The organism is Nitrobacter sp. (assembly GCF_051535215.1).
Classification (GTDB): Bacteria; Pseudomonadota; Alphaproteobacteria; order Rhizobiales; family Xanthobacteraceae; genus Nitrobacter.
Window position 1 is genome coordinate 1 of sequence record NZ_JBPPLY010000009.1, and the last position, 26292, is coordinate 26292.

Annotated in this window: 22 protein-coding genes, 1 pseudogene and 1 riboswitch; of the genes and pseudogenes, 12 read left to right on the plus strand and 11 right to left on the minus strand. The window is 62.4% G+C overall.

Annotated features, from left to right (window positions below; genetic code table 11):
• Positions 1–84: riboswitch (cobalamin riboswitch) on the plus strand. This riboswitch is flagged as partial in the annotation.
• 107 nt (positions 85–191) lie between these two features.
• A complete protein-coding gene (metE, locus tag ACS3WB_RS10440; RefSeq protein ID WP_438275495.1) occupies positions 192–2522 on the plus strand; it encodes a 5-methyltetrahydropteroyltriglutamate--homocysteine S-methyltransferase in 2331 nt (776 codons plus the stop codon).
• 244 nt (positions 2523–2766) lie between these two features.
• Here the strand turns inward: metE and ACS3WB_RS10445 are convergent, their stop codons facing one another.
• The 4 genes from ACS3WB_RS10445 to ACS3WB_RS10460 all read right to left on the minus strand — a co-directional run bounded on the left by ACS3WB_RS10445 (position 2767) and on the right by ACS3WB_RS10460 (position 7107).
• Positions 2767–4089: a cytochrome c gene (locus ACS3WB_RS10445; protein WP_438275496.1), complete on the minus strand. Its 1323-nt coding sequence runs from the start codon at positions 4087–4089 to the stop codon at positions 2767–2769.
• Between the two features lie 15 nt (positions 4090–4104).
• On the minus strand, positions 4105–5871 hold the full coding sequence (locus ACS3WB_RS10450; protein ID WP_438275497.1) for a GMC family oxidoreductase: 1767 nt from the start codon (positions 5869–5871) through the stop codon (positions 4105–4107).
• Positions 5872–5877: 6 nt separating this feature from the next.
• Positions 5878–6606 (minus strand): gluconate 2-dehydrogenase subunit 3 family protein, encoded by a 729-nt coding sequence (locus ACS3WB_RS10455; RefSeq protein ID WP_438275498.1) that lies wholly within the window; start codon positions 6604–6606, stop codon positions 5878–5880.
• Between the two features lie 225 nt (positions 6607–6831).
• Positions 6832–7107 carry a metal-sensitive transcriptional regulator gene (locus ACS3WB_RS10460; protein WP_292613052.1) on the minus strand — a complete coding sequence of 92 codons (276 nt, stop codon included), beginning with the start codon at positions 7105–7107 and terminating at the stop codon, positions 6832–6834.
• A gap of 57 nt (positions 7108–7164) precedes the next feature.
• Here ACS3WB_RS10460 and ACS3WB_RS10465 point away from each other — a divergent pair, with 57 nt between their 5' ends.
• A complete protein-coding gene (locus ACS3WB_RS10465) occupies positions 7165–9657 on the plus strand; it encodes a heavy metal translocating P-type ATPase (protein ID WP_438275499.1) in 2493 nt (830 codons plus the stop codon).
• A gap of 37 nt (positions 9658–9694) precedes the next feature.
• On the opposite strand, the gene ACS3WB_RS10470 is transcribed toward ACS3WB_RS10465, so the two are convergent.
• The gene (locus tag ACS3WB_RS10470; RefSeq protein ID WP_438275500.1) at positions 9695–10132 is read right to left on the minus strand and encodes a DUF2147 domain-containing protein; all 438 of its coding nucleotides are present in this window, start codon (positions 10130–10132) and stop codon (positions 9695–9697) included.
• Between the two features lie 437 nt (positions 10133–10569).
• Between ACS3WB_RS10470 and ACS3WB_RS10475 the strand changes: the two genes are divergently transcribed.
• The 9 genes and pseudogenes from ACS3WB_RS10475 (at position 10570) to ACS3WB_RS10515 (ending at position 17496) form a co-directional block, all read left to right on the plus strand.
• Positions 10570–11175, plus strand: a complete 606-nt coding sequence (locus ACS3WB_RS10475; RefSeq protein ID WP_438275501.1) for a superoxide dismutase — start codon at positions 10570–10572, stop codon at positions 11173–11175.
• 184 nt (positions 11176–11359) lie between these two features.
• A pseudogene (gene crcB, locus ACS3WB_RS10480) lies at positions 11360–11727 on the plus strand (fluoride efflux transporter CrcB).
• 152 nt (positions 11728–11879) lie between these two features.
• Positions 11880–12068 (plus strand): hypothetical protein, encoded by a 189-nt coding sequence (locus ACS3WB_RS10485; protein WP_438275502.1) that lies wholly within the window; start codon positions 11880–11882, stop codon positions 12066–12068.
• A 1-nt stretch (position 12069) separates the two neighbouring features.
• A complete protein-coding gene (locus ACS3WB_RS10490) occupies positions 12070–12825 on the plus strand; it encodes a metal ABC transporter ATP-binding protein (protein WP_438275503.1) in 756 nt (251 codons plus the stop codon).
• 6 nt (positions 12826–12831) lie between these two features.
• Positions 12832–13701: a metal ABC transporter permease gene (locus tag ACS3WB_RS10495; RefSeq protein WP_438275504.1), complete on the plus strand. Its 870-nt coding sequence runs from the start codon at positions 12832–12834 to the stop codon at positions 13699–13701.
• 2 nt (positions 13702–13703) lie between these two features.
• Positions 13704–14642 (plus strand): metal ABC transporter substrate-binding protein, encoded by a 939-nt coding sequence (locus tag ACS3WB_RS10500; protein ID WP_438275505.1) that lies wholly within the window; start codon positions 13704–13706, stop codon positions 14640–14642.
• A 140-nt stretch (positions 14643–14782) separates the two neighbouring features.
• Positions 14783–15865, plus strand: a complete 1083-nt coding sequence (locus ACS3WB_RS10505) for a CobW family GTP-binding protein (RefSeq protein ID WP_438275506.1) — start codon at positions 14783–14785, stop codon at positions 15863–15865.
• 10 nt (positions 15866–15875) lie between these two features.
• A complete protein-coding gene (locus ACS3WB_RS10510) occupies positions 15876–16892 on the plus strand; it encodes a WD40 repeat domain-containing protein (protein WP_438275507.1) in 1017 nt (338 codons plus the stop codon).
• A 262-nt stretch (positions 16893–17154) separates the two neighbouring features.
• Positions 17155–17496, plus strand: coding sequence for a hypothetical protein (locus ACS3WB_RS10515; RefSeq protein WP_438275508.1), 342 nt, complete (start codon positions 17155–17157; stop codon positions 17494–17496).
• A 174-nt stretch (positions 17497–17670) separates the two neighbouring features.
• On the opposite strand, the gene ACS3WB_RS10520 is transcribed toward ACS3WB_RS10515, so the two are convergent.
• The 6 genes from ACS3WB_RS10520 to ACS3WB_RS10545 form a co-directional block, all read right to left on the minus strand.
• Complete coding sequence (locus ACS3WB_RS10520; RefSeq protein ID WP_438275509.1) at positions 17671–19107, minus strand: homospermidine synthase; 1437 nt, start codon at positions 19105–19107, stop codon at positions 17671–17673.
• Between the two features lie 142 nt (positions 19108–19249).
• Positions 19250–20233, minus strand: coding sequence for a cation diffusion facilitator family transporter (locus ACS3WB_RS10525; protein ID WP_438275510.1), 984 nt, complete (start codon positions 20231–20233; stop codon positions 19250–19252).
• 270 nt (positions 20234–20503) lie between these two features.
• Positions 20504–20899: a nucleoside diphosphate kinase regulator gene (rnk, locus tag ACS3WB_RS10530; protein WP_438275511.1), complete on the minus strand. Its 396-nt coding sequence runs from the start codon at positions 20897–20899 to the stop codon at positions 20504–20506.
• Between the two features lie 343 nt (positions 20900–21242).
• Positions 21243–21836 (minus strand): GNAT family N-acetyltransferase, encoded by a 594-nt coding sequence (locus ACS3WB_RS10535; RefSeq protein WP_438275512.1) that lies wholly within the window; start codon positions 21834–21836, stop codon positions 21243–21245.
• A gap of 128 nt (positions 21837–21964) precedes the next feature.
• On the minus strand, positions 21965–23107 hold the full coding sequence (locus tag ACS3WB_RS10540) for a type III PLP-dependent enzyme (RefSeq protein WP_438275513.1): 1143 nt from the start codon (positions 23105–23107) through the stop codon (positions 21965–21967).
• Positions 23108–23771: 664 nt separating this feature from the next.
• Positions 23772–24032 carry a hypothetical protein gene (locus ACS3WB_RS10545; protein ID WP_438275514.1) on the minus strand — a complete coding sequence of 87 codons (261 nt, stop codon included), beginning with the start codon at positions 24030–24032 and terminating at the stop codon, positions 23772–23774.
• Positions 24033–24184: 152 nt separating this feature from the next.
• Here ACS3WB_RS10545 and ACS3WB_RS10550 point away from each other — a divergent pair, with 152 nt between their 5' ends.
• Positions 24185–26275, plus strand: coding sequence for a M3 family metallopeptidase (locus ACS3WB_RS10550; RefSeq protein WP_438275515.1), 2091 nt, complete (start codon positions 24185–24187; stop codon positions 26273–26275).
• Positions 26276–26292 lie beyond the last annotated feature (17 nt).

Consider the following 26292-nt stretch of genomic DNA (forward strand, 5'->3'; position numbering starts at 1 on the left):
AGTGTCACTGGGAGCAATCCCGGGAAGGCCGGACCGAAGCCGAGACCCGCGAGCCAGGAGACCTGCCCCGGCAACATAGTCGTCCTCGGGCGGGGTGTCCCGGTGGTGCGCTTGCGGTTTTCATGGCAAGCCTTGCCAGGATTCCCATGCCGCGTCGCTAAGGCCCAGCCCCCAACATATGGGGTAAAGCCGTGTCAGTTTCCTCTCTTCCTGTCGCCACGCTCGGCACGCCGCGCATCGGTCCGCGTCGCGAGTTGAAAATCGCGCTTGAAAGCTATTGGTCGGGCAAGTCCAGCGAATCCGCGCTGCTTGAAGCGGCAGCCGGCTTGCGCGCCGCGAACTGGGCGCGCCAGAAGTCGCTCGGGGTCACCGTCATCCCGTCGAACGATTTCACCCTCTATGATCATGTGCTCGATACCAGCGTCATGGTCGGCGCGATCCCGGACATCTACGGATGGAAAAGCGGGACCGTGCCGCTCGCCACCTATTTCGCGATGGCGCGTGGCGCGCAGGGTGAAGATCACGATTCAAGCTGCGCGCATGGTGGCGACGGTCACGCTCACGGCGCGCCGGCGCAGGAGATGACCAAGTGGTTCGATACCAATTATCATTACATGGTCCCTGAATTCAGCAAGGGTCAACGATTCGAACTCTCGTCATTGAAGGCTGTTGATGAATATCGCGAAGCTCGGGCGCTAGGCTACCAGACACGGCCGGTGCTGCTAGGGCCCGTCACCTATCTGAAACTCGGCAAGAGCAAGGACGCGGATCTCGATGCGCTGTCGCTGCTTTCCGGTCTGTTGCCGGTCTACATCGAGTTGCTGAAGCGCCTTGCCGCGGAGGGCGCGGAATGGGTGCAACTCGACGAACCCTGTCTCGTTCTCGATCTCGACGATGCGACCCGCAAGGCATTGCGCGCGACATATCAACAGTTGGCAGAGGCGCTGCCAAATCTGAAGATCATGCTGACCACTTATTTCGGCGGCCTTGGCGACAACCTCGATACCGCACTCTCGCTGCCGGTCGCCGGCCTCCACCTCGATCTCGTTCGCGCGCCCGAACAACTCGACGCCGTGACGGCAAAAGCGCGGCGCGATCTGGTGCTGTCGCTCGGCGTGATCGACGGTCGCAATATCTGGCGGGCCAATCTCCCCGCATTGCTCGATCGCCTAGAGCCAATGGTCGCCGAACGTGGCGTCGATCGCGTGCAGATCGCGCCGTCCTGCTCGCTTCTGCATGTACCGATCGACGTTTCACTGGAAACCGATCTCGATGCCGAGCTGAAAAGCTGGCTCGCCTTCTCAGTGCAGAAGATGGGTGAGCTCGCGACGCTGGGCGAAGCTCTCGCCAAGGGCTGCACCTCGGTCGCCGACGCGCTGAAGGCATCGGCAGACGCTGCGGCGGCGCGCAAGGCTTCGCCGAAGGTTCATGATGCCGCGGTTGCGGCACGGATCGGAGCGGTCACGCCCGGCATGGCCCGGCGGAAGAGTGCCTTTGCGGGTCGCGCGAAGTTGCAGCGCGACCGCTTCGGCCTTCCGTCGTTCCCCACGACCACCATCGGTTCGTTCCCGCAGACCGCCGAGGTCCGCAAGGCGCGTTCGGCCCATGCCAAGGGCGCACTGAGCGATGGCGATTATGAGAAGTTTTTGCAGGAGGAGACGGCGCGCACCATCCGCTGGCAGGAAGATATCGGCCTCGACGTGCTCGTGCATGGCGAGTTCGAGCGCAACGACATGGTGCAGTATTTCGGCGAGCAGCTTTCCGGTTTCGCTTTCACCAGGCACGGCTGGGTGCAGAGCTACGGCTCGCGCTGCGTCCGTCCGCCGATCCTGTTCGGCGACGTATCCCGGCCCAAGCCGATGACCGTCGGCTGGTGGAAATACGCACAATCGCTGACATCGAAGCCGATGAAGGGCATGCTCACCGGGCCAGTGACCATTCTCAACTGGTCCTTCGTGCGCGACGACGTGCCGCGCAGCCTTGCCTGCCGGCAGATCGCGCTCGCGATCCGCGACGAGGTCGCTGATTTGGAAACGGCCGGTGCATCGATGATCCAGATCGACGAGGCTGCGCTGCGCGAAGGACTGCCGCTTCGCCGGTCCGAATGGAAGGCGTATCTCGACTGGGCCGTCGAATGTTTCCGTCTGTGCGCGAGCGGCGTCGCCGACACGACCCAGATCCATACCCATATGTGCTATTCGGAATTCAACGACATCATCGACGCGATCGCGGCGATGGACGCCGACGTCATCTCGATCGAGACGTCGCGCTCCAAGATGGAACTGCTCGACGCCTTCAGGAACTACAAATATCCGAACGAGATCGGCCCCGGCGTCTACGACATTCACTCCCCGCGCGTGCCAGCTGTCGATGAGATGACGAGCCTGCTCAAGCTTGCGCGGCAGCGTCTTTCCGATACCCAGCTCTGGATCAATCCGGATTGCGGGCTGAAGACCCGCAAGTGGGAGGAAGTCAAGCCGGCACTCATAAATATGGTCGAGGCGGCGAGACAGATGCGGTAAAGGGCTTTTCGAGCGGAAGTGAAATCCGGTTCGCGTGAAGAAAACGCGTCAAAGCAAGAAGCCGAAGTCTTTTACCGTTTCCGTGGAACGGTGAAAGACTCCGGCGCGAGAAGAGCGGAAGCGGGTTTCGCCCGTCCGCTCTCGACTTTTCGAAACCGGTCACGTTCATGATTCTGGATCGGTCGATCCAAAATCATCGTGATCCACACGCCTGAGACATCCAGCTCGCGCTGGGGCGACTGCTTCAATGCTCCGCGCGCATGGCATTGCGCAGTTTGGCGACATCCGCGGCGGTCACGGCGGGCGCGTTGTTGGACCAGCTCTTGCGCACGAACGTCGCGAGCGCAGCCACTTCGTCGTCTTTCAGCCGCCAGCCAAAACCGGGCATGGCCAGACGCGCCGGGCGCTGCTCCGTGGAGGGCATGGCGTCACCATTCAGGATCACCGAAATGAGGCCGCCCGGCTCGGCCGACGTCACCAGCGAGTTGGCGTCGAGGCGCGGAAAGACGCTTTTCGCGCCGTGGCCATTGGTAAAGTGACAGGCGTTGCAGTTGTCGAGATAGAGCCGTGCGCCCAGATCGAGCTGCGGCGAGGCGCTGGCGAGAAGCTCAGCGGTTGGTTCGGGCGACGAGCGCGGTGGGCTGACGCCCGCAGCGGGGCGATCCTGCTTGATGGCTTTGAGATAAGCAACGATCGCCTCGATGTCGCTTTTGGAGAGATATTGCAGCGAATGTTCAACCGCGAGCGCCATTTCGCCCGATACGCCGTCCGTGGCGTTGCGCCCGCCCGTCAGGAGTGCGGCAAGCTGATCATCGCTCCAGCTTTGCGCTGCGCTGTCGCGGGCGCGCAGGTCGGGCGCCGGCCATCCGTTGAGAGTAGCTCCGGTCAGGAACTCGGCGGAGCGGGAATCATACGCTTTCTCTGCAAAGGTCAACTTGTTGCGCGGCGTGTGACACGAACCACAATGGGTCAGCGCCTCGACGAGATAAGCGCCGCGATCAAGTCTGGCGTCACCCATATGCGGCTTGAAGCCCACGAGCGGCAGCGACACCAGGTTCCAGAGCCGCAAGCCCCAGCGCTGATCGAACGGAAACGCAAGTTTAGTCGCGGGAGGCGTCGATTCGACCGGAGCCACATCGTTCATCATGTAAGCGTAAAGCGCGCGAACATCCTCTTCCGTCATCTTGCGATAGCTTGGATAAGGCATCGCTGGATAGAGATGCGCTCCATCGCTTCTGATACCGTCATAGAGGACGGCGCGGAAGTCATCGAGCGTGTAGCGTCCGATGCCGGTCTTCTTGTCGGGCGTGATATTGGTCGAATAAATTTTTCCGAGCGGGGAATCGATCGCACGTCCGCCCGCGAAGAGCTTGCCGCCCGGCGCGGTGTGGCAGGCCATGCAGTCGGCGGCAATCGCGACCTGTTCGCCGGCTCCCTTCGGCGTCTCATAATTGGCAGGTAGATCGGTGAGCGCCGCGGTGCGATGCGCCGGAATAAAGATAGCGCCGAGCACGACGGCGATCCCGATCAGGATCAGCAGGCTGATGAGGCGAAGAAGCATTCTCATGTCGCGCTCCTCGGATCACATCAGGGGACGGGGATTTTTCAGATAGTCTTCCCGGATGGCGCGCGCCGACCAGTAAGCCAGCGCGCCGACCGTGCCGGTCGGATTGTACTGGAGGTTCTGCGGGAATGCGCCCGCGCCCATCACGAAGACATTATGCACGTCCCAGCTTTGCAGATAGCGGTTGATCGCGCTCTTGGCCGGATCAACACCCATGATCGCGCCGCCGACATTGTGGGTGGTCTGGTAGGGACGTACGTCGTAATGCGACTGGTCGTTTTTATACCCCGACACGAAACTGACCGGATTCATCGATTTCGCGATGGGCTCAATCCTGGAGCGCATGAACTGCGTCATGCGAATGTCGTTCGGCTTCCAGTCGAACGTCATACGCAGCATCGGCTGACCGTATTTGTTGCGGTAAGTCGGATCGAGATCGAGGTAACAGTCGCGGTAGGACATGTTCGAGCCGTGCGAACTGATGCTCATCGAGCGGCCGTACCATGTCTTGATCGCTTCCTTCCAGCCGGCGCCCCAGGCCGGCGTGCCGCCGGGAACCGACATCGAACGGATCGGCTGACCGTTGAACTGGCCGCTGGAGATGTAGCTGCCGCCGATGAAACCTTCCTTGGCAAAATCGATCTGGCCGATGGAGAAATCATCGATCACCATCGCGCTCGATCCGGCGCCGACGAACGGGTTGAAATGATGATCCTTGAAGAAAAGGCCGGTGCCGCCAGTCATCTGGTAGGCGTAGTTCTTTCCGATCACCCCTTCGCCCGTTTCCGGCGAGTAGGGCTGGCCGATGCCCGACAGCAGCATCAGATGCACATTGTGGAATTGATAGGCGGCGAGGATCACAAGATCGGCGGGCTGGAAGATTTCGTCGCCCTTTTCGTCGATGTAGGTGACACCCGTCGCGGTTTTCTTGTCGGCTGAAAGCTCCACGCGCAGCACGTCCGAGCGGGTGCGGTAGCGGAAGTTCGGCTTGCGTTTCAGCGCACCGAGAATGCAGGTTTGCGGTGAGGATTTCGAATAGTTGATGCAGCCGAAGCGCTCGCAGAAGCCGCAGAAATTACATGGCCCGAGCTGCATGCCATATTCATTGGTGTAGGAATCAGAAAGGTTCGCCGACGGCATCGGGAAAGGGTGATAGCCCATCGCCTTGGCCGCATCGTGGAACATTTTTCCGTTCAACAATGTCGGCAGAGGTGGCAGCGGATAGCCGCGCTTGCGCGGTCCTTCGAACGGATTGCCGCCATCCTGCGTCTGCCCTGCGAGATTGCCAGCCTTGCCGGAAATGCCGCAGACATATTCGAAGCGATCGAAATAGGGCTCGAGTTCTTCATAGGTCACGCCCCAGTCCTCGATCGTCATGTCCTCGGGAATGACCTTCTCGCCGAAGGTTTCCACGACATAGGATCGCAACCGAAGCTCTTCCGGCAGGGCCCGCCAGGTGTGACCGTTCCAGTGCACGCCGGCGCCTCCGACGCCGATGCCCGGAAGAAAGCTTCCGAGCGAGCGATAAGGGAGCGCCGTTTCCTGCGACGACCGGCGGATGCTTAGCGTGGAATCCGCCGGTCGTTGCATGAGACCGAGCCGCACGCCGTACTTCAACTCGTCGATCATCTTCGGATAGGCGAAATCCGGTACGGTGTCACGGTCCTCGCCGCGCTCCAGCGCGAGGACTTCAAGTCCCGCCTCGGCAAGCTCCATGCCCAGGATCGCGCCAGTCCAACCCAGCCCGACGATGACGGCGTCGGTCTTCTTTTCCTGTCTTGCCATGATCGGTCAGCCCCTGTCGCCAGCGATGGAAACCGGACCGAGCGGGTAGGCGACATCCGTGGTGTTCGCCCATTCGAGGAAAGAACCTCGCGCGCCGGGGAAGCCGACATGCTTCCAGCCCGCCATTTTGTAGTTTCCGCCGTACATCGGGTCCGCGAAAAAACCTTCTCTGGTGTTTTGCAGGAGGAGCGAGAAGAAGTCTCGCAGTTCAGGTTTGAGCTTGTGTTTTCCGGAGTGCAGTTGATCGAGCACGTCGTCCTGCGCAGGAGGGTCGAGTTCGACGAAGATTTTGCCTTTTTCGGTCTTGCACCATGCATCGACCGCTGCGATGCCCTCGCGATAGATCTGCGCCGGTGTCAGGGGCGATTGAAAACCGAGCCGTTGATCGGCGGTCGGGTCGTGCGGCCCGATCATGTACCAGTCCGCCGCGTTGCCAAAGTCGCCCGCCATCTGCCTGTCGATGAAGACGGGGACCTGAGCCTCGATCGCGCCGGGACCGTCGCCTTCCGATGGAATCAATCGCGCACAAGCGGCCCGGATGAAGGCCCATTCGTCCGCAGTGAAATAAACGGGGGTATAGCCGTCCAGCAATACCGCGGGGGTTTGCGCCTCGGAGACGCTGAGCGTCGATACGAGTGCCGCTCCGCCCAGTGTGGCCTTCAAAACGAATCGGCGGTCGGGAAATCCAGCTTGCGGCTTGAGTTCATACCAGGTTGTTGGCGGCTTCGCGGACATGCAGAACCTCCCCATGGTCTTCGCAAGAGCGAAGTCTAGACCGATTTTAAATTTCCGGAAGGCTCAAAGTTCCATTCCATGGAACATAAATTTGAAGGGCCTTTACGTTTTTACCGCTTTAAGGAAATGCGTTCGCAAAAGAGAGAATGTTGCCTGTGCGCGACCTTTCGAGCGGAGGCCGCATGCGACGCGCTCTCAACTCATCTGGCGGTTATGGTATTCGACTTACCGGTCCGCCCGCTCGATGACGGCCATCAACTCGGCGATCTTGCGGCGCTGATCGGCCTTGTTGCCGCTTGTGATCGCGTGCTCGACGCAATGCGCCACATGATCCTTGAGCACTTCCTCTTCGACACGCCGTAGCGCGGCGCGCACGGCCGAAATTTGTGTCACGATGTCGATGCAATAGCGGTCTTCATCGACCATTCGCGACAGGCCGCGCACCTGACCTTCGATCCGGCTCAATCGTTTGCGGCAGGATGCCTTGAGATTATCGCGCATGCGCAGTATATACCCCTATAGGGTATATGCTGCAAGAGCCGACCGTGGAGATTCAGGATGGGCATAGCCGAGCAGGCGACGTCGAAAAATGGCTGCTGTGGCGCGGTCGAGGCGCAGGCTGTATCTTCCGCCGGCGCATCCGATGGATCGAATTGCTGTGGCGGAGACGCCACGGAAACCCACAGCCATAGTGCGCACGCGCATCACGACGCTCACGCATCGCATCACGATCAGCATGGTGTCGTCGATACGCACGATGGAAAAGTCCTCGATCCCGTCTGTGGCATGAGCGTCGACCCGCAGACCAGCAAGCATCGTTTCGATCATCACGGCACGACCTATCATTTCTGTTCCGCCGGCTGTCGGACCAAATTCGCCGCGTCCCCGCGGTCGTATCTTGACAAGTCCGAGACGCCGCCGCCCGCGAACCTGCCGAAAGACGCCATCTATACCTGTCCGATGCATCCGGACGTCCGTCAGGTCGGCCCCGGCGCCTGTCCGATCTGCGGAATGGCGCTGGAGCCGGAACTGGTTTCGCTGGATGACGCGCCTAATCCCGAACTTGCGGATATGTCGCGGCGCTTCTGGATCGGATTGATCCTGGCTTTGCCTGTGATCGCGCTGGACATGGGGGGACACATCGCCGGAGCGCACGGCTGGGTCGAGCCGACGCTGTCGAACTGGATTCAGTTCGCCCTGGCAACGCCGGTGGTGATCTGGGCCGGCTGGCCGTTCTTCGTGCGCGGCTGGCAGTCGCTGCTGACGCGCAACCTCAACATGTTCACGCTGGTCGCGATGGGCACCGGCGTCGCCTATCTCTACAGCGTTGCCGCGACGGTCGCACCCGGACTGTTCCCGCCGGCGTTTCGCGGGCACGACGGCGCGGTCGCCGTCTATTTCGAGGCGGCGAGCGTCATCACGATCCTGGTGCTGCTCGGGCAGGTGCTCGAGTTGCGCGCGCGCGAGGCGACATCGGGTGCGATCAAGGCGCTGCTCGATCTCGCGCCGAAGACCGCGCGCCGCGTCGACGAGTCGGGCGCTGACCACGACGTGGCGCTCGACGACATTGTTGTTGGTGACCGCCTCCGCGTACGTCCCGGCGAGAAGGTGCCGGTGGATGGTGTCATCGCGGACGGCCGCTCGTCGCTCGATGAATCCATGGTGACGGGAGAATCCATGCCGGTCAGCAAGGAAGCCGGCGCCAAGGTGATCGCCGGCACCATCAACCGCTCGGGAAGTTTCGTGATGCGGGCCGAGAAGATCGGACGTGACACGCTGCTGTCCCGGATCGTGCAGATGGTCGCGCAGGCCCAACGGTCGCGCGCGCCGATCCAGCGTCTGGCCGATCAGGTGGCCGGGTGGTTCGTGCCGGCCGTCATCGCCGCAGCCGTTGCAGCGTTCGCGGTCTGGGCTCTGGTTGGACCCGAGCCGCGTCTCGCCTTCGGTCTGGTCGCCGGAGTGAGCGTGCTGATTATCGCGTGCCCCTGCGCGCTCGGCCTCGCCACGCCGATGTCGATCATGGTCGGCGTCGGGCGCGGCGCGCAGGCCGGCGTGCTGATCAGGAACGCCGAGGCGCTGGAGCGCATGGAGAAGGTCGACACGCTGGTGGTCGACAAGACCGGCACATTGACGGAAGGAAAACCCCGGCTCGTCACCATCGAGGCCGCGGAAGGTTTTCACAAGGACGATCTGCTGCGCTTCGCCGCGAGCGTCGAACGATCCAGCGAACATCCTCTTGCGGACGCCATCATGGCCGCGGCGAAGCAACGCAATCTGGCGCTGAACGACGTGCAGGAGTTCGATGCGCCGGCCGGAAAGGGCGTGAGCGGAAAGGTCGACGGCAGGATGGTGCTGATCGGATCGGCCGCGTTTCTCGAATCTGCTCATGTTGCCGTTGCCGGAATGACGCCCCGTGCCGAGCGGCTGCGCGCCGCGGGAGCGACCGTCATCAACGTTGCGGTCGACGGCAAGCTGGCCGGGCTGCTCGCGATCGCCGATCCTGTGAAGCCCTCGACGCCGGCTGCCCTGAAGGCGCTGGCTGGTGAAGGCATCAAGGTCATCATGCTGACCGGCGATAATCGCACCACCGCCGACGCGGTCGCAAAACAACTCGGCATCGCCGAGGTCGAGGCGGATGTTCTGCCGGAGCAGAAGAGCGCCGTCGTCACCCGGCTTCAGAATGAGGGGCATGTCGTGGCGATGGCCGGAGACGGCACCAACGACGCTCCGGCGCTCGCCTCCGCCGATGTCGGCATCGCCATGGGCACCGGGACCGATATCGCCATGGAAAGCGCCGGCGTGACGCTGCTCAAGGGCGATCTCGGCGGGATCGTCCGCGCGCGTCGTCTTTCCGAGGCGACCATGCGTAATATCCGGCAAAACCTGATCTTCGCATTCGTCTACAACGCCGCCGGCATCCCGATCGCGGCCGGCGTTCTTTATCCCGTCTTCGGCCTGCTGTTGTCCCCGATCGTGGCGGCGGCGGCGATGGCGCTGTCGTCGGTGAGCGTCGTCGGCAATGCGCTGCGGCTGCGCGCGGCAAAACTTTGAAGGCGAGACTTTGAGGTTGAGCGCCGTTGTCGGTTGTTCAGCGGCGGGAACGCGTCCACATCTCCCCGCCGCACAACGCGCCGACACAGCCTTCCACGCGCAGCGAGCCGGCGTTGGCGACGGAAATGCTGCTGGCGTAGCTGTTGCCATCGTCGGCGTTGTAGATCGTGCCGGACCATTTGTTCGGGCCGCTCGGCGACATGCCCTGGAACAGTGGCAGCCCGATCATCGGTCGTTTCGCCAGCGATGGATTGCGATTCTTGTCGTCGACGGCCGGCCGTCCTGTCGCCGGATCGATGGGGCTGCGGAGCCAGACCACCACGCCACAAATTCCGCCGCGGCATTTGCTGATACGGACCTTGGCGTCACCGGCCTGCGTCAGCCAGATGCCGGTGGGATCGGGCGCTGTCTGCGCATGGGCGATGGACAAGATAGCGGCAAGGATTGCAATCGCGAAACCGGATCGCACGAGCATGACAACCTCCAGAGCAATCCGGTGTGCATAACAAAAAAAAGGAGTCGTGCAACGTCATATGGAAGGAGAGGCCATGTTCGCGACAGGATGTCTCACGATCGAGGCCGGGCCTATAAGCGAGCCGGAAGCGAAGCCGTTCTTCGAGCGGCCAGAGGCGAGCGGAAGCAAAGCCGTTTTTCGAAAATTATATCCGGCCCGGACGGATCGGATGCAAGCCGCCCCCGAGGGACGCCTGCTGATCGCGAACGCCGGCATCGGCGGTAGCCGCGCGTCCCGTGAATGCGCAGCCTACAAGACCTAATACTCAGCGTTGACCGCTCTTATGTTATGGTATGTAACGGCTGTCGTAGTATTTATGGCGATGGAACCTTCGACAGGGGGTCTCGTCAGATACTCTTGTTCCCACCGATTCTCCCACCAATTCGGACAATAACCCCATGACCTTCACGCTTCCGAACCTGCCATATTCCTACGACGCGCTCGCGCCCCATATGTCCAAGGAAACCTTGGAATATCATCACGATAAGCACCATCAGGCCTACGTGACCAACGGCAATAACGCGATCAAGGGGACCGAATTCGAAGGCAAATCGCTCGAAGACATCGTCAAGAGTTCGTACGGCAAAAGCGCGTTCGTGGGCGTCTTCAACAACGCCGGGCAGCACTACAACCACCTGCATTTCTGGCAGTGGATGAAGCCGAACGGCGGCGGCGACAAGCTGCCGGGCCGTCTGGAGAAGAAGATCGCCGAGGATCTGGGCGGTCTGGACAAATTCAAGGCCGCTTTCGCCGCGGCCGGCGCCGGGCAGTTCGGGTCCGGCTGGGCCTGGCTGCAGGTGAAGAATGGCAAGCTCGAAGTCAGCAAGACCCCGAACGGCGAAAATCCGCTGATTCACGGCGCGACCCCGATCCTCGGCTGCGACGTCTGGGAGCATTCCTATTACATCGACTACCGCAATCGCCGTCCCGATTACCTGAAGGCGTTCCTGGATCACCTGGTGAACTGGGAATATGTCGACGAGCTTTTGGGCAAGGCCTCCTGACGACGTCTCTGTCGCGATTGTGAGAATTCAAAAGGCGGCACGATGGTGCCGCCTTTTTTCATCGGTCCTTAAGGACCTGATGGGGCGACCGCCTTGCCGCGTTGAAGGTTTTTCGGCAACACCCATGCGCAAGACAATGACAGTCGACTGACGGACGCAAGGCTTTCAATGACAGGGACAAACGATGAACTATCTTCTGGTTTTTGTCGGCGGCGGCCTCGGCGCGACCTTTCGGCATGGGATCAATATTTTGTGCGCGCGGATTTTCGCGGGACGCATTTTCCATTCGGCACATTTTTAATCAATGTTTCAGGCTCCATCGTGATGGGCCTGATCGCCGGCTATCTCGCATTCAAGGGGAGTGCCGCGCAGCCGTGGCGGCTATTTGTGATGACCGGGGTTCTCGGTGGCTACACCACCTTCTCGACATTCTTGCTCGATTTTGCGCTGCTGTATGAGCGCAACGAGATCGGTCTTGCTGCCCTCTATATGACCGGCTCGGTCGTGCTGGCGATCGCAGGCTTGTTCGCGCTGGTTCGCCACCTGGCGTGAAACTGGACCGCCGGGTGCGCCTCGCGTTCCGAAGCCCAGCGCGCCCTGAAGCCGTTGTCCGCTGGACTCCTGTGATGTTATAATATAACGATTACATCAGGATATTGGCGGTTTGACTCCTTGTCCCGTTCCGGGATCGGAAAGCGTATCAAGTGCTCCATTTTCACGATCGCGACCATGGTCAGGCTCACGAGCATGGGCATGGCCACGGTCCGTCCACGCCGCATCCGGCCCAGACGGTCCCGTGGTCGATTCTGCGGATGGCGCTGGTTGCGCGGCTCGGTGCCGCGCTTGCGGTCAGCGCCGGGCTTTGGGCCGCCGTGCTGATGGCGATGAGGTGAGATGGCGGCACAACTCCAGTTCCGCGACGTCACTCTCGGCTATGACCGGCATCCGGCTGTTCATCACCTGAGCGGGGAAGTCGCGTCCGGTGCGCTGCTGGCGGTGGTCGGTCCGAACGGCGCGGGCAAGTCGACGCTGTTTCGCGGCATCGTCGGCATCCTGAAGCCGCTGGCCGGTTCGATCGCGCGTGGCAAGCGCGATCTCCGCGACATCGCCTATCTGCCGCAGAGCGCCGAGATCGACCGCAGCTTTCCGATTTCGGTGTTCGATTTCACCGGCTCCGGGCTGTGGCGCGCCACCGGCGCGTTTGGCGCATTGGGCCGCTCCCAGCGCGGAAAGATCGTGGAGGCGTTGGCGGCGGTGGGCCTCAACGGATTCGAAAACCGCCCCATCGGCACGCTATCGGGCGGGCAGATGCAGCGAATGCTGTTCGCGCGGGTGCTGTTGCAGGATGCGGCCGTGATCGTGCTGGACGAGCCGTTCAACGCGATTGACGCCAAGACGTCGGCCGATCTGCTCGCTTTGGTGCGACGCTGGCATGAGGAGAAGCGCACCGTGCTCGCGGCGTTGCACGACATGGATCTGGTGCGCGCGAATTTTCCGCAGACGCTGCTGCTCGCGCGCGGCGAGGTGGCATGGGGGCCGACGGCGCAGGTGCTGACATCGGATAACCTTTCGCGCGCCAGGCAGATGTGCGAAGCCTTCGACGACGGCGCGGCCGCATGCGCGGCGCAGCTGCCGCCGCGCGCGGCCTGAGGTATCATGGCCTACGACTGGCTGGTCGCTCCTTTCGCCGATTTCGAGTTCATGCGCCGCGCGCTGGCGGCATCGATTGCGCTCGCGCTCGGGGCCGCGCCGATCGGCGTATTCCTGATGCTGCGGCGGATGAGCCTCGTCGGCGACGCGATGGCGCATGCGATCCTGCCGGGAGCGGCCGTCGGCTTCCTGCTGTCCGGCCTCAATCTGTTCGCGATGACGGTTGGCGGGTTGGTCGCGGGTTTCGCGGTGGCGATTCTGGCGGGGGTGGTATCGCGCGTCACCGAACTGAAGGAGGATGCGTCGCTCGCGACCTTCTATCTCGCCTCGCTGGCGCTCGGCGTCACCATCGTGTCGGTCAAGGGCACCAACATCGATCTGCTGCATGTGCTGTTCGGCAATATCCTTGCGATGGACAACCAGACGCTGATCGTGATCGCGATCAACGCCACCGTGACGCTTGTGGTTCTCGCCGTAATCTATCGCCCGCTGGTGATCGAATGCGTCGATCCGCTGTTTCTGCGCACCGTGAGCCGTGCGGGCGTGCCGGCGCATCTGGCGTTTCTGGCGCTCGTCGTCGTCAATTTGGTTAACGGCTTCCACGCGCTGGGCACGCTGCTGGCGGTCGGGCTGATGGTGCTGCCGGCCGCCATTGCGCGGTTTTGGGCGCGCGACATCACCGGCATGATGATGGTCGCCGTCGTCAGCGCGATGCTGTCGGGGTACGCGGGACTGGTGCTGTCGTTCCACAGCAAGGTGCCGTCGGGGCCTGCGGTCATTCTGGTCGCCACGGTGCTTTATGTGATGTCGGTGCTGTTCGGCAGCGTCGGCGGGATGCTTCGGCAGCTTTTCCCGGCGCCCCATCTCGAAGCGTGATGATGGCGCGGTCTTGCCGTCTCGTATTCTGGGCGATCGCGATCGTGCTGGCGGCGCTGGCTCCCGCCCGTGCCCAAAGTCATGGCGGCGACGGCAGTGATCATCGCATCGCGGTTGTCGCAAGCTTCTCCATCCTCGGTGATTTCGTCAAAGAAGTCGGAGGCACGCGGGTTGATGTTACGACGCTGGTCGGGACCAACGGCGACGTGCATGTGTTCACCCCGACGCCGGCAGACGTCAGGAAAGTCGCGGCCGCGAAACTGGTGATCGTCAATGGCCTCGGCCTCGAAGGCTGGCTGCCGCGGCTGGTACAGGCTTCTGGTGGCCACGCGACGATCGTGGTTGCGTCCCGCGGCGTTGCCTTGCGCGGGGCGGACGCGGGCGAAAGGCACAGCGCCCGACATGACGAAGACCCGGCCGATCCTCATGCATGGCAATCCGTCGCCAATGCCAAAATCTATGTCACCAATATTCGCGATGGTCTGATCGCGGCGGATCCGCCGGGTGAGGGGCTTTATCGGGCTCATGCGGCGGCCTATCTGTCCAAACTCGACACGCTGGATCGCGAGGTTCGCGATGCGGTGGAGCGGATTCCGCCCGAGCGGCGCAAGGTGATCTCGACCCATAATGCCTTCGGCTATTTCGAGGCGGCCTATGGCATCGCTTTCATCGCCCCGCAGGGCGTCTCGACCGACAGCGAGCCGAGCGCGCGCGACATCGCCATGACCGTCACCCAGATCAGAAACGCAAAGATCCCGGCCATTTTTCTGGAGAATCTCAGCGACGAACGGCTGATCCGCCGGATTGCGGCCGAATCCGGGGCGCGGGTCGGAGGGACCCTGTATTCCGACAGTTTAAGCGACGAAAATGGCGACGCCCCCACTTACATTGACATGGTCAGGCATAATATAAAGGCGCTGACGAGCGCGCTGGCGGACTAGTCGGGCGACGCCTTTTTTGCCTTTTCTCCGGAGGAGAGGGCCGGTCGCGAAGCGGCCGGGGGCGATCGCTGAATGTTCACGCGCGCTATTGACCCCAACCTCTCCCTGCAAGGGGAGGGGAGCAGCCACGAGTTCAGTTGATGTCTGATGTAAACGCGCCCGCCTCGACGAAGATTCCCGTGACCGTGCTCACCGGCTATCTCGGCGCAGGCAAGACCACGCTGTTGAACCGTATTCTCTCCGAAAACCACGGAAAGAAGTACGCCGTGATCGTCAACGAATTCGGGGAGGTCGGCATCGACAACGACCTGATCATCGGCGCGGACGAGGAAGTGTTCGAAATGAACAACGGCTGCGTCTGCTGCACGGTGCGCGGCGACCTCGTGCGCATTCTCGAAGGCTTGATGAAGCGCAAGGGCAAGTTCGACGCCATCATCGTGGAGACCACGGGCGTTGCCGATCCGGCGCCGGTCGCGCAGACCTTCTTTGTCGACGAGGACGTGCAGAATAACGCACGGCTTGATGCCGTGGTTACGGTCGCCGACGCCAAGTGGTTGAGCGAGCGGCTGAAGGATGCGCCCGAGGCCAAGAACCAGATCGCCTTCGCCGACGTCATCGTGCTCAACAAGACCGATCTGGTGTCCAAGTCCGAACTGGCCGAGGTTGAAGGGCGGATACGCGGCATCAATCCTTACGCCAAGCTGCATCGCACCGAACGCTGCCAGGTGGCGCTGTCGGATGTTCTGGAGCGCGGCGCGTTCGATCTTGACCGTATCCTCGAACTCGAACCGGATTTCCTCGCCAAGGACGATCACGATCATCACCACGATCATCATCATGATCATCACGATCATGACCACGGCCATCATCATGACCATGATCACGAGCACGAGCACGACCATGGTCTGAAGCACTACCATGACGAAGAGATGCAATCGATGTCGTTACGCTCGGACAAGCCGCTCGATCAGGAGAAGTTCATGCCGTGGCTACAGGAACTGCTGGCGGCGGAAGGACAGAAGATCCTGCGCTCGAAGGGCATTCTCGCTTTCGCCGACGATAACGATCGCTATGTCTTCCAGGGCGTTCACATGATGTTGGAGGGCAGCCGCCAGCGCGAATGGAAGCCTGGCGAGAAACGCGAAAGCCGCGTCGTGTTCATCGGCCGCGAATTGCCCGAAGCGCTGATCCGCGAAGGCTTCCAAAACTGCATCGCTGCGTGATGGCCGCGTGATGACCGTCTCCAGCGCTCCGCAGCAGAATTCCATCACCACGATCGGCGAACGCGTGCGTCCCGTTGCCATCGGCATGCCGGTTGCCGCCGTGTATTTCATCGGCGACCGCGCCGCCTTCATTGGGGACGAGGAAACGATCACGCTGGTTTCCAGCGACGGCGAGAAGGTCGCGGCGGCCGTTCATGGCGGCGCGATCCTGTCGTCGGTTTCGGATGGCAAACGGATCATTACCGGCGGCGATGACGGCAAGGTTGTCGCGCTCGACATGAAAGGCGAGAGTTCGGTCCTTGTGACCGACGCAAAACGCCGCTGGATCGACAACGTCGCGGTTCATCCGGACGGCGCGATCGCGTGGTCGGTCGGCAAGACCGCGTTCGTGCGCGGGGTCAAGGGCGAGGATAAGTCGATCGAAGCGCCATCGAGCGTCGGCGGACTCGCCTTCGCACCGAAAGGCCTGCGGCTCGCGCTCGCGCATTACAACGGCGTGACCTTGTGGTTTCCGAACATGACGGCGGAGCCGGAGCGGCTGGAATGGGCCGGCTCGCACCTCGGCGTGATGTTCAGCCCCGACAGCAGGTTCATCGTCACCGCCATGCACGAGCCGGCGCTGCACGGCTGGCGGCTGGCGGACGCGCAGCACATGCAGATGACCGGCTACCCGAGCCGCGTCAAATCGCTGTCATGGAGTCCGGGTGGAAAAGCGCTGGCCACATCCGGAGCCGACCGGGTGGTGGTGTGGCCGTTCGCCAGCAAAGACGGCCCAATGGACAAGGAGCCGCTGATGTTGGCGCAATTGCAGGCGCGCGTCACCGCGGTTGCATTCCACCCCACGCAGGACTTCCTTGCCGCCGGCTACGAGAACGGCGTTATCCTGATGGTTAAGATTGCCAACGGCGCCAAGGTGGCCGTTCGCCGCGACGGCGACGCACCTGTCGCAGCGCTGGCCTGGAACGCGAAGGGCTCCATGCTGGCTTTTGCGCTTCAAAACGGCGACGCGGGACTGGTTGATCTCTAGCCTTCAAAGAATCCTGTCTTCGAATCCGTCTCTGCAGCGTTTCAAGCGGAGTATGTCCTTGGGCTTGCCTTCGAGGATGGGTATTGTTCGCGTCAAAAACGCGTCAAAACAAAATCAGGGAGAGCCTCGCTTCTGATTTCATCAGAAACGAAACGCGCAAACTGACTCATCGTTCGTTGGTCTGGTTCGCGGGCGTTAGGTTCCGGAAGGAACCTGGCCGGCGTCGAACCGTTAGTCCTGCGAAAGGATTTATGGTGAGTCGATGTCCGTCAGCGAACGCAGCACCAGGGCGAGGAAACGCAACGCGAGAAAAGATTTCGCGATTGCGGTTGCCGTTGTCGCGGGCGGGATGGCGATGCCCGGCGCCTTCCTGATGCAACTTGCGCAAGGAGAGTCGGAATCGGCGCAGGTTACGCAAACGGCTCCGGTCGTACCTGCCGGTAAACAGAACGGACCTGCGGAAGCCAAGCCGGGCGGCACGCGTCCCACCACGCCCGCGCCGGAGCCCGCCCAGCCGGATGCCGAGGCGCAAAAGGCGGGTGCTCAGCCGGCGCTTCCTCCTGCGCCAGCCGAGAAGACTGCACCGCCGATCAAGGAAAAGTAGGCAGCGGTACTCTCGCTGGTTCCCGCGGACATCGAAGCAAAAGCGCGATTCGGTATCCACGACTGGTCATGCCGGGATGATACGCAGTATCGGACTCGCATTCCGGCTATCCGTCATCTCGTAATTTCCAGAGCTGCGGGCACGCGCCTGCATCGCGGAATGACGATGATTGGATCACCGCACCAGCACGTTCCGGAATTGCCAGGGATCGGAGGTGTCGATGTCTTCGGGAAAAAGACCCGGACGATCAGTGAGCGGCGTCCAGTCGGTGTAGAAGCCTTTCACCGGCCCGAGATAGGGCCGCTGGATTTCGAGACAACGACGAAAGTCGATTTCATCCGCTTCGACAATACCGGCTTCAGGATTCTCCAGTGCCCATACCATGCCCGCCAGCACCGCGGAGGAGACCTGCATGCCGGTAGCGTTCTGATAGGGCGCGACGCGGCGGGTTTCCTCGATCGACAATTGCGAGCCGTACCAGTAGGCGTTCTTGCCGTGGCCATAGACCAGCACGCCAAGCTCGTCGATGCCGTCGACGATCTCGGTCTCATCCAGAATATGCCACTTCGGCTGCATTCTGCCTTCCGCGCCGAACATCTCGTGCAGCGACAGCACGGCGTCGTTCGCCGGATGATAGGCGTAATGGCAGGTCGGGCGATAGATCACGTTCTGTCCGTCGCGCACGGTGAAATAGTCCGCGATCGAGATCGATTCGTTGTGCGTGACCAGAAACCCGTATTGCGCTCCCGGTGTCGGGCACCATGAGCGCACGCGGGTGTTGGCTCCCGGCTGCAGCAGATAGATCGCGGCCTGACATCCCGTGTCGTGTTTGCGGCCGTTTTCCGGCATCCATGTCTCGTGGGTGCCCCAGCCGAGTTCGGCCGGCTGCAAGCCCTCGGAGACGAATCCTTCGACCGACCAGGTGTTGACGAACACGTTCATCGGCTTCGGCGTCTTGGCGCGCTGGGTGTCGCGCTCGGCGATGTGGATGCCCTTGACGCCGAGCTTGTGGGCGAGCTGGCCCCAGCCTTCGCGGCTCTTCGGTTCGTTGTACTCCGTCTTGGTATCGCGCGCGATATCGAGCAGCGCCTGCTTGACGAACCACGACACCATGCCGGGGTTGGCGCCGCAGGTGGAGACCGCGGTGGTGCCGCCCTCGCTCCTGCGCTTGGCGGCCAGCAGCGTTTCGCGCAACGCGTAGTTGGAGCGCTTTTCCGGACCGGCGCTCTTGTCGAAATAGAATCCGAGCCACGGCTCGACCACCGTGTCGATGTAAAGCGATCCGATCTCGCGGCACATGGTCATGAGATCGACGGACCCGGTGTCGACGGACAGATTGACGCAGAAGCCCTGGCCGCCGCCTTGTGTCAGCAGCGGGACAAGGACGTCGTGATAGTTGTCGCGCGTGATAGCCTGCCTGATGAATTTGACGCCATGTTTTTTCGCCAGCGTGTCGTCCGCGTGCGGATCGATGATGACGAAGCGGGATTTGTCGAATTCAAAATGCTTCTCGATCAGCGGCAGGGTGCCTTTGCCGATCGAACCGAAACCGATCATGACGATCGGGCCGGTGATGCGCGCATGCACGGACGAAGCATTGGACGACATCATGACTCTCCAGATTGTCGGAAAATTGCGAGCCGGCAGAAGGCGGCCGCGGGCGCTCCTGAAAACGACAAAACGCCGATGAAATCAAGTCCCGCGCGCAGTCGCGCGAGTCGCCAGCGGATATTCAATCATGAATGTTACGTGATCACACCACGTGATCGGGCGCGAGGGCGCAATCGACGCCGTCCGATGTCTCGATTTGCAGTGTTGCGTGGCCGATGCCGAAGCGGCGCTGCAGTTCGCGGCAGGTTTCGGTCAGAAATGCATCGCCGGGATTTCCCGCCGGCATGACCAGATGCGCGGTCAGCGCGGTTTCGGTGGTGCTCATCGGCCAGATATGGAGGTCGTGGATCGACGCAACGCCGGGATGCTCGCCGAGGAAGGTGCGCACGGCAGTCGGATCGATGCCGGAAGGCACCGCTGCCAGCGTCATCGCGGTGCTTTCGCGCAAAAGGCCCCACGTGCCCCAGACGATGACAGCGACAATGACAAGACTCATCGCCGGATCGAGCCACAACCATCCCGTCATCAGCATCGCCGCGGCGGCCAGAACAACGCCAAGCGAGACGGCGGCATCCGCCATCATGTGCAGGTAGGCGCCGCGAATATTGAGGTCGGTGTTGCGGCCCGATGCGAACAGCCATGCGGTGATGCCGTTGATGACAATCCCGATCGCGGCAACCACCATCACCGTCAGGCTTGCGATCGGTTCGGGATGGAGCAGCCGCTGGATCGCTTCGAGCAGGATCGCGCCGCATGCAACCAGCAGGAGGATCGCGTTCACGAGCGCGGCCAGGATCGAGGTTTTGCGCAGGCCATAAGTCAGGCGCGGCGTCGGCGGGCGCCGCGACAGCACGGCCGCGATCCACGCAACGACCAATCCGAGCACGTCGGACAGATTGTGTCCCGCATCCGCAAGAAGCGCCGTGGAATTCGCGGCGAAGCCGTAGCCGGCCTCGACGAGAACGAACGCGGTATTCAGGCCGATCCCGATGACGAAGGCGCGGCCGAAGTCCGTGGCGTGGGCATGGCCGCAATGACCATGCGCGCCGTGATCATGCCCGTCATGATCGTGCCCATGGCGCGCATGATCGTGGTCGGGGGTGTCGTGACGATGGCTGCCCTGCATATGCCAAGTCTAGAGCCTTTTCGCTTCTGATGGTATCAGAAGCGAGGCTCTGTGATTTGTTTTGACGCGTTTTCTCACGCGAACCGGTATCCACCCTCAAGTTAAGCCCGAGGACATGCTTCGCTCGAAAACGCTTTGGCATCGGCCGGGAGTTCTGGCGACGGCGGCAGGCGCTGTCATCGCGGTGATATTTTATAACGTAACGTACGAATCCGCCGCGCGAGACGACGCACGTTACAGTGCCACCCAAGTGCTACGGATCGCTTGGCATCACCCGACGGCACTCACCGTCAGCGAACGCCATCCGCCGGACGGCGTCTGGAACTCGATGCTTTGTCCCGCAGACAGGCCGATGAGGGCCGCGCCGATAGGCGTGAGGATCGAGATCTTGCCGGCATCCACGTCGGCCTCTTCCGGGTAAACCAGAGTGACCGTTCGCTGCTGGCCGCTGATGTCATCGACGAACGTCACTTCAGACTGCATCGTCACGACGTTGCCCGCGGATCGATCGGCCGGAATGATTTCGGCGCGATCGATTTCGCGCGCAAGAAATTCCGCCGTCGCCGGATATTTTTCCATCGCGGCTTCGGCAAGAAGGCGCAGGCGGTCGACATCGCGCGCGCTGATGGCGATGGCGGGAAGGCGGGTCTGCAGATTGTCCAGCATGGTGTTCACCGCGAATTGGCCGTGTCGGGATCGGTGCGATCACGCGACCCGGCTGGCACGGCTCGCGACGAAAGACGCATCGCTCAACGTGCCGGGATGATGAAGTGTTCGGTTTAGGGATGCAGTCGAACTATCCCGGACGGCACGGACGCGCGCGTCCGTCCGGGTCACCGTCCTGCTTGGAGGTGACCTGCGCGCAGCAACCAACGGTTATTGCAAGCGTTCGACATCATCATTCAAAAGTAGGGCGCTCCGCGGGGATGTCAATGCGCGGGCCGCGACATCTTGGCGCGTGTCGCGATGATCAAGGCATCGCGCGCCGGCGGGCTTTATCTGACCCCGTTCATGCCGCCCGCGGTAGCGGCCGCCGTCGCGCATGATCTTTCCGCGCTCCCGGCGCAATAACGCCGGTCGCTGTAATCAGACCCGAGGCGCCTTTCAGCGCGCCCGGGCGCAATTCAAGCCCCAGCAACCGGTTGCGTTCGAACGGTCCCGGCAGGGACAGGCTGCGGATCCCGAGCGCGGAGAAGCCGAAGCGCGAATAATACGGCGCATCGCCGAGCAGAATCACCGCGCCATGGCCGCGCGTCCGCGCGACACTGAGCGCGCGCGTCATCAACGCGGCGCCGACGCCAAGCCCGCGGCAGGATGCATCGACCGCGAGCGGCCCGAGCATCAGCGCCGGAATATCGCCGGCGGTGACGTGCCACAATCGTACGGTCCCGATCAGTTTGCCTCGATGCGTCGCCGTAAAGGCGAGACCTTCGGCCGGGTTCCGTCCCTCACGCAGGCGCTGACAAGTGCGCGCATGGCGGTTTTCGCCGAAGCTCGCGTCAAGCAGCGCCTCGCGCGTGGCGACGTCCGAAGGGCGCTCGGCGCGGACGACAAACGGAGTGGCTTCGATGTGATTGGCGATCTTGGTCAGAACAGCAGTCATGGCGCGTCAATCCCCACTCCGGCGGACCAATGGCCGCGGAGTTGTCAGCAAAACGATTGTGACGGGGTGGAAGCCGGAGGTCCGGCTTCCGGTTCTCGTTTATCTCCCGCGAACGGGAGAGCTTGCACTCAGATGTGGTACGTCTTCAGCGGCGGGAAGCCGTTGAAGGCCACCGAGGAGTAAGTCGACGTATAGGCGCCGGTGCCTTCGATCAGCAGCTTGTCGCCGATCTCGAGCGTCACCGGAAGCGGATACGGCTGCTTTTCATAGAGCACGTCGGCCGAGTCGCAGGTTGGCCCGGCCAGCACGCATGGCGTCATCTCGGCGCCGTCATGCCGCGTCCTGATGGCGTAGCGGATCGACTCGTCCATGGTTTCGGCAAGGCCGCCGAACTTGCCGATGTCGAGATAGACCCAGCGGTTCTCGTCGTCGTCGCTCTTCTTCGAGATCAGAACGACTTCCGCCTCGATCACGCCGGCATTGCCAACCATGCCGCGGCCCGGCTCGATGATGGTCTCCGGGATCTGGTTGCCGAAGTGCTTGCGCAGCGCACGGAAGATCGACCGGCCGTACTGCACGACCGGCGGAACGTCCTTGAGGTACCTGGTCGGGAAGCCCCCGCCCATGTTGACCATGGTCAGGTTGATTCCGCGCTCGGCGCAGTCGCGGAACACCTGCGACGCCATCGCGAGCGCGCGGTCCCACGCCTTCACCTTGCGTTGCTGTGAGCCGACATGGAACGAGATGCCGACCGGCTCGAGATTCAGGCGCTTGGCGAGGTCGAGCACGTCGACCGCCATTTCCGGATCGCAGCCGAACTTGCGCGACAGCGGCCACTCGGCGCCGGCGCAATCATAGAGGATGCGGCAGAACACCTTCGCAGCCGGCGCGACGCGCGCGATCTTCTCGACCTCGGCGGTGCAGTCGACTGCGAACAGGCGAATGCCGAGCGCGTAGGCGCGCGCGATGTCGCGCTCCTTCTTGATGGTGTTGCCGAAGGAGATGCGGTCCGGCGTCGCGCCGGCGGCCAGCGCCATCTCGATCTCCGCGACGGTTGCGGTGTCGAAGCACGAGCCGAGCGAAGCAAGCAGGGTCAGCACCTCGGGCGCCGGGTTGGCCTTCACCGCATAGAACACGCGCGAATCCGGCAACGCCTTCGCGAAGGTCTGGTAGTTGTCGCGCACGACGTCGAGATCGACCACGAGGCAGGGCTCGGTGTCGTTGCCTTTGTTGCGGCGATCGCGCAGGAATTCCTGAATGCGTTCGGTCATAGCACCCTCCAAACGGTCCAGCGACGGACTCGTTCAAAATGATGTCGGTGTGAACGTTCAGGCCGTGCCGCACGATGGAGGCGCGACAGAGCCTTGCGTTCAAACCAACTGTGCTGCCGTGGATTGGTTGGGATGATCCCGCCCGCACACCTGGCAATGAAGGACAAGCCTTTTCAGTAGCCCGCGCCGGCGGTGGAAGGCCGGTAGAGACCAAAAAAGCCCGATCCGTCGTTGCTTTAAGTCGCGTCCCCCGTTGAGAGCGGGGTGCGCCGGTTCGCCTCCGGCTGCCAGTCACGGTTGCAAGGAGCAAAGCGCCTTGACGGCATCCCTGGAGAGAGATGCTGGCCTCTCAGTTCGATCGGATCGGACCGACCTGAGCGACCTCGGCGACTTCACCCTTGGCGGCTGTCCGGCCTCTTGTCCGGATACCTACCGACTGACACACGACCACAGGCACGTGCGAAATTGGGCAGAAGCGGAGATATGTCTTTTGACCCGGCTTCGCAAGAAATTTTTTGCCGCGGAGACGGGTTTCTCCACGATGCGGTCATTAGAGACGCAGAGCCACGCGCTGAAGATGAACGGATGTTTAGATTGTTTAATGAAGTGTAAGAAGCGCGCGCTTGCAGGCGGGCAAGTTAGCCCTGTGCCGCAGCGATTTCCGTCAACCGCGACGCACGAAGGGTTCGACGCGCTGGGCGGCGCGGATGAAGTTGATCATCACGAACACGCCGATCACGAACAGCACTGCCTGGAGGATGTGCGCCTCCATTTCGCTGAGACCGAACAGGATGGCGAGCGCCCAGCCGCCGGCGAACGCCGCGCCGAACACTTCCGCGCCGATCAGAATCGCCGCCGAGATGACGGTGATGACGCTTGGCCAGATGATCTGGCGCGAGGTGGAAGCGGACGGTTGCGAGTTCATATCAAGGGTCCCGTTATTGGCGGCAATCTCTCCGAAAATGCCGCCCGCGGCAAGCGCCAATGGACCAAAAAGGTCGCATCGCGTGTTATAGTTCCGATGCCTCCGGATAGCGGCAAATGCGCGGCAACGGCAAAGGCAAAAGCAGGAGCCTCATGTCAGACACGCCTCAATCGCTGCCTACCGCTGCCGGTCTGGATAATCCGCTGCTGAAAGCGTGGCAAACGCCTTTTCAGACCCCGCCGTTCGCCGAGATCGCGCCTGAACACTTCCTGCCGGCTTTCGAGCAGGCGTTTGCCGATCATGCCGCCGAGATCGCCGCCATCACCCACGATCCGTCGGCGCCGGACTTCGCCAACACCGTCACCGCGCTGGAGCGTTCGGGCAAGCTGCTCACGAAAGTGTCGGCGGTGTTCTATGATCTGGTGTCGGCACACTCCAATCCGGTGCTGCTCGAGATCGACAAGGATGTCACCTTGCGGATGGCTCGGCACTGGAACCCGATCATGATGAACGCGGTGCTGTTCGGCCGCATCGCGCAGGTTTATCAGAATCGCGCGTCGCTCGGCCTGACGGGGGAGCAGTTGCGACTTCTGGAACGCACCTATATCCGCTTCCATCGCGCCGGCGCCGGCCTCGACGAGGCCGCCAAGACGCGGATGGCCGAAATCAATGAACGTCTCGCGCAACTCGGCACCACCTTCAGCCACAACCTGCTCGGCGACGAGCAGGCCTGGTTTCTGGAACTCGGCGAGGATGACCTCGACGGCCTGCCTGACAGCTTCGTTGCGGCGGCGCGCGCTGCCGCCGAAGAGCGTGGGCTCGCCGGCAAGGCCGTGGTCACCACGTCGCGTTCGTCCGTTGAGCCGTTCCTGAAGAGTTCGCGTCGGCGCGACCTGCGCGAAAAGGTCTACAAGGCGTTCACGGCGCGCGGCGATAACGGCAACGCCCATGACAACAACGCCGTGATCCCGGAAGTCCTCGCTCTCCGCGAGGAGCGGGCGAAGCTGCTGGGCTATCCGACTTTCGCCGCCTATCGCTTCGAGGACTCCATGGCGCGGACGCCTGAGGCCGCCCGCAATCTCCTGGAGCGGGTCTGGAAGCCGGCACGCGAGCGGGCGTTCGCAGACCGCGACGCCTTGCAGGACCTGATCACCGAGGAGGGCGGCAACTTCACCCTCGCGCCGTGGGACTGGCGCTACTACGCCGAGAAGCTGCGGCAGATCCGCGCCGACTTCGACGACGATGCGATCAAGCCGTATCTGACGCTGGAGGGCATGATCGACGCCGCCTTCGACTGTGCGCATCGGCTGTTCGGGCTTACCTTTTCCGAACGCAAGGACATCCCGGTCTGGCATCCGGACGTCCGGGTCTGGGAGGTGAAAGATGCCACCGGCAGGCATCAGGCGCTGTTCTACGGAGATTATTTCGCGCGCGCCTCGAAGCGGTCCGGCGCGTGGATGACGTCGCTGCGCGACCAGCAGAAGCTCGACGGCGACGTCGCGCCGCTGGTGATCAACGTTTGCAACTTCGCCAAAGGCTCCGAGGGTGAGCCCGCGCTGCTGTCGCCGGACGATGCGCGCACCCTGTTCCATGAGTTCGGCCACGGCCTGCACGGCATGCTCTCGAACGTCACCTATCCCTCGCTGTCGGGCACCAGCGTGTTCACCGATTTCGTCGAACTGCCCTCACAGCTTTACGAGCACTGGCAGGAGCAGCCGCAGGTGCTGCGGCAATTCGCCAGGCACTATCAGACCGGCGAACCTTTGCCCGATGATCTGCTCACGCGTTTCCTCGCCGCGCGACAATTCAACCAGGGCTTCGCTACCGTGGAATTCGTCGCCTCGGCGCTTCTGGATCTCGAGTTCCACAGCCAGCCGGCGTCGGCGGTTCGCGATGTCGGGGCCTTTGAGCGTGCGGAACTGGAGAAGATCGGCATGCCGGCGGAAATCGCAATGCGGCATCGTCCGACCCAGTTCGGCCACATCTTCTCCGGAGATCACTATGCTGCAGGCTATTACAGTTACATGTGGTCGGAGGTGATGGATGCCGATGCTTTCGGCGCCTTCGAGGAGGCCGGCGACATCTTCGATCCGGCGACCGCAAAGCGGCTGCACGACGACATCTATTCGTCGGGCGGCTCGCGCGATCCCGAAGAGGCCTATGTCGCGTTCCGCGGCCGCAAGCCGGAAGCCGACGCGCTGTTGCGCCGTCGTGGGCTGCTCTCGACGCCGCAGGCGGCGTGACCGGAACTTGTCCGGCG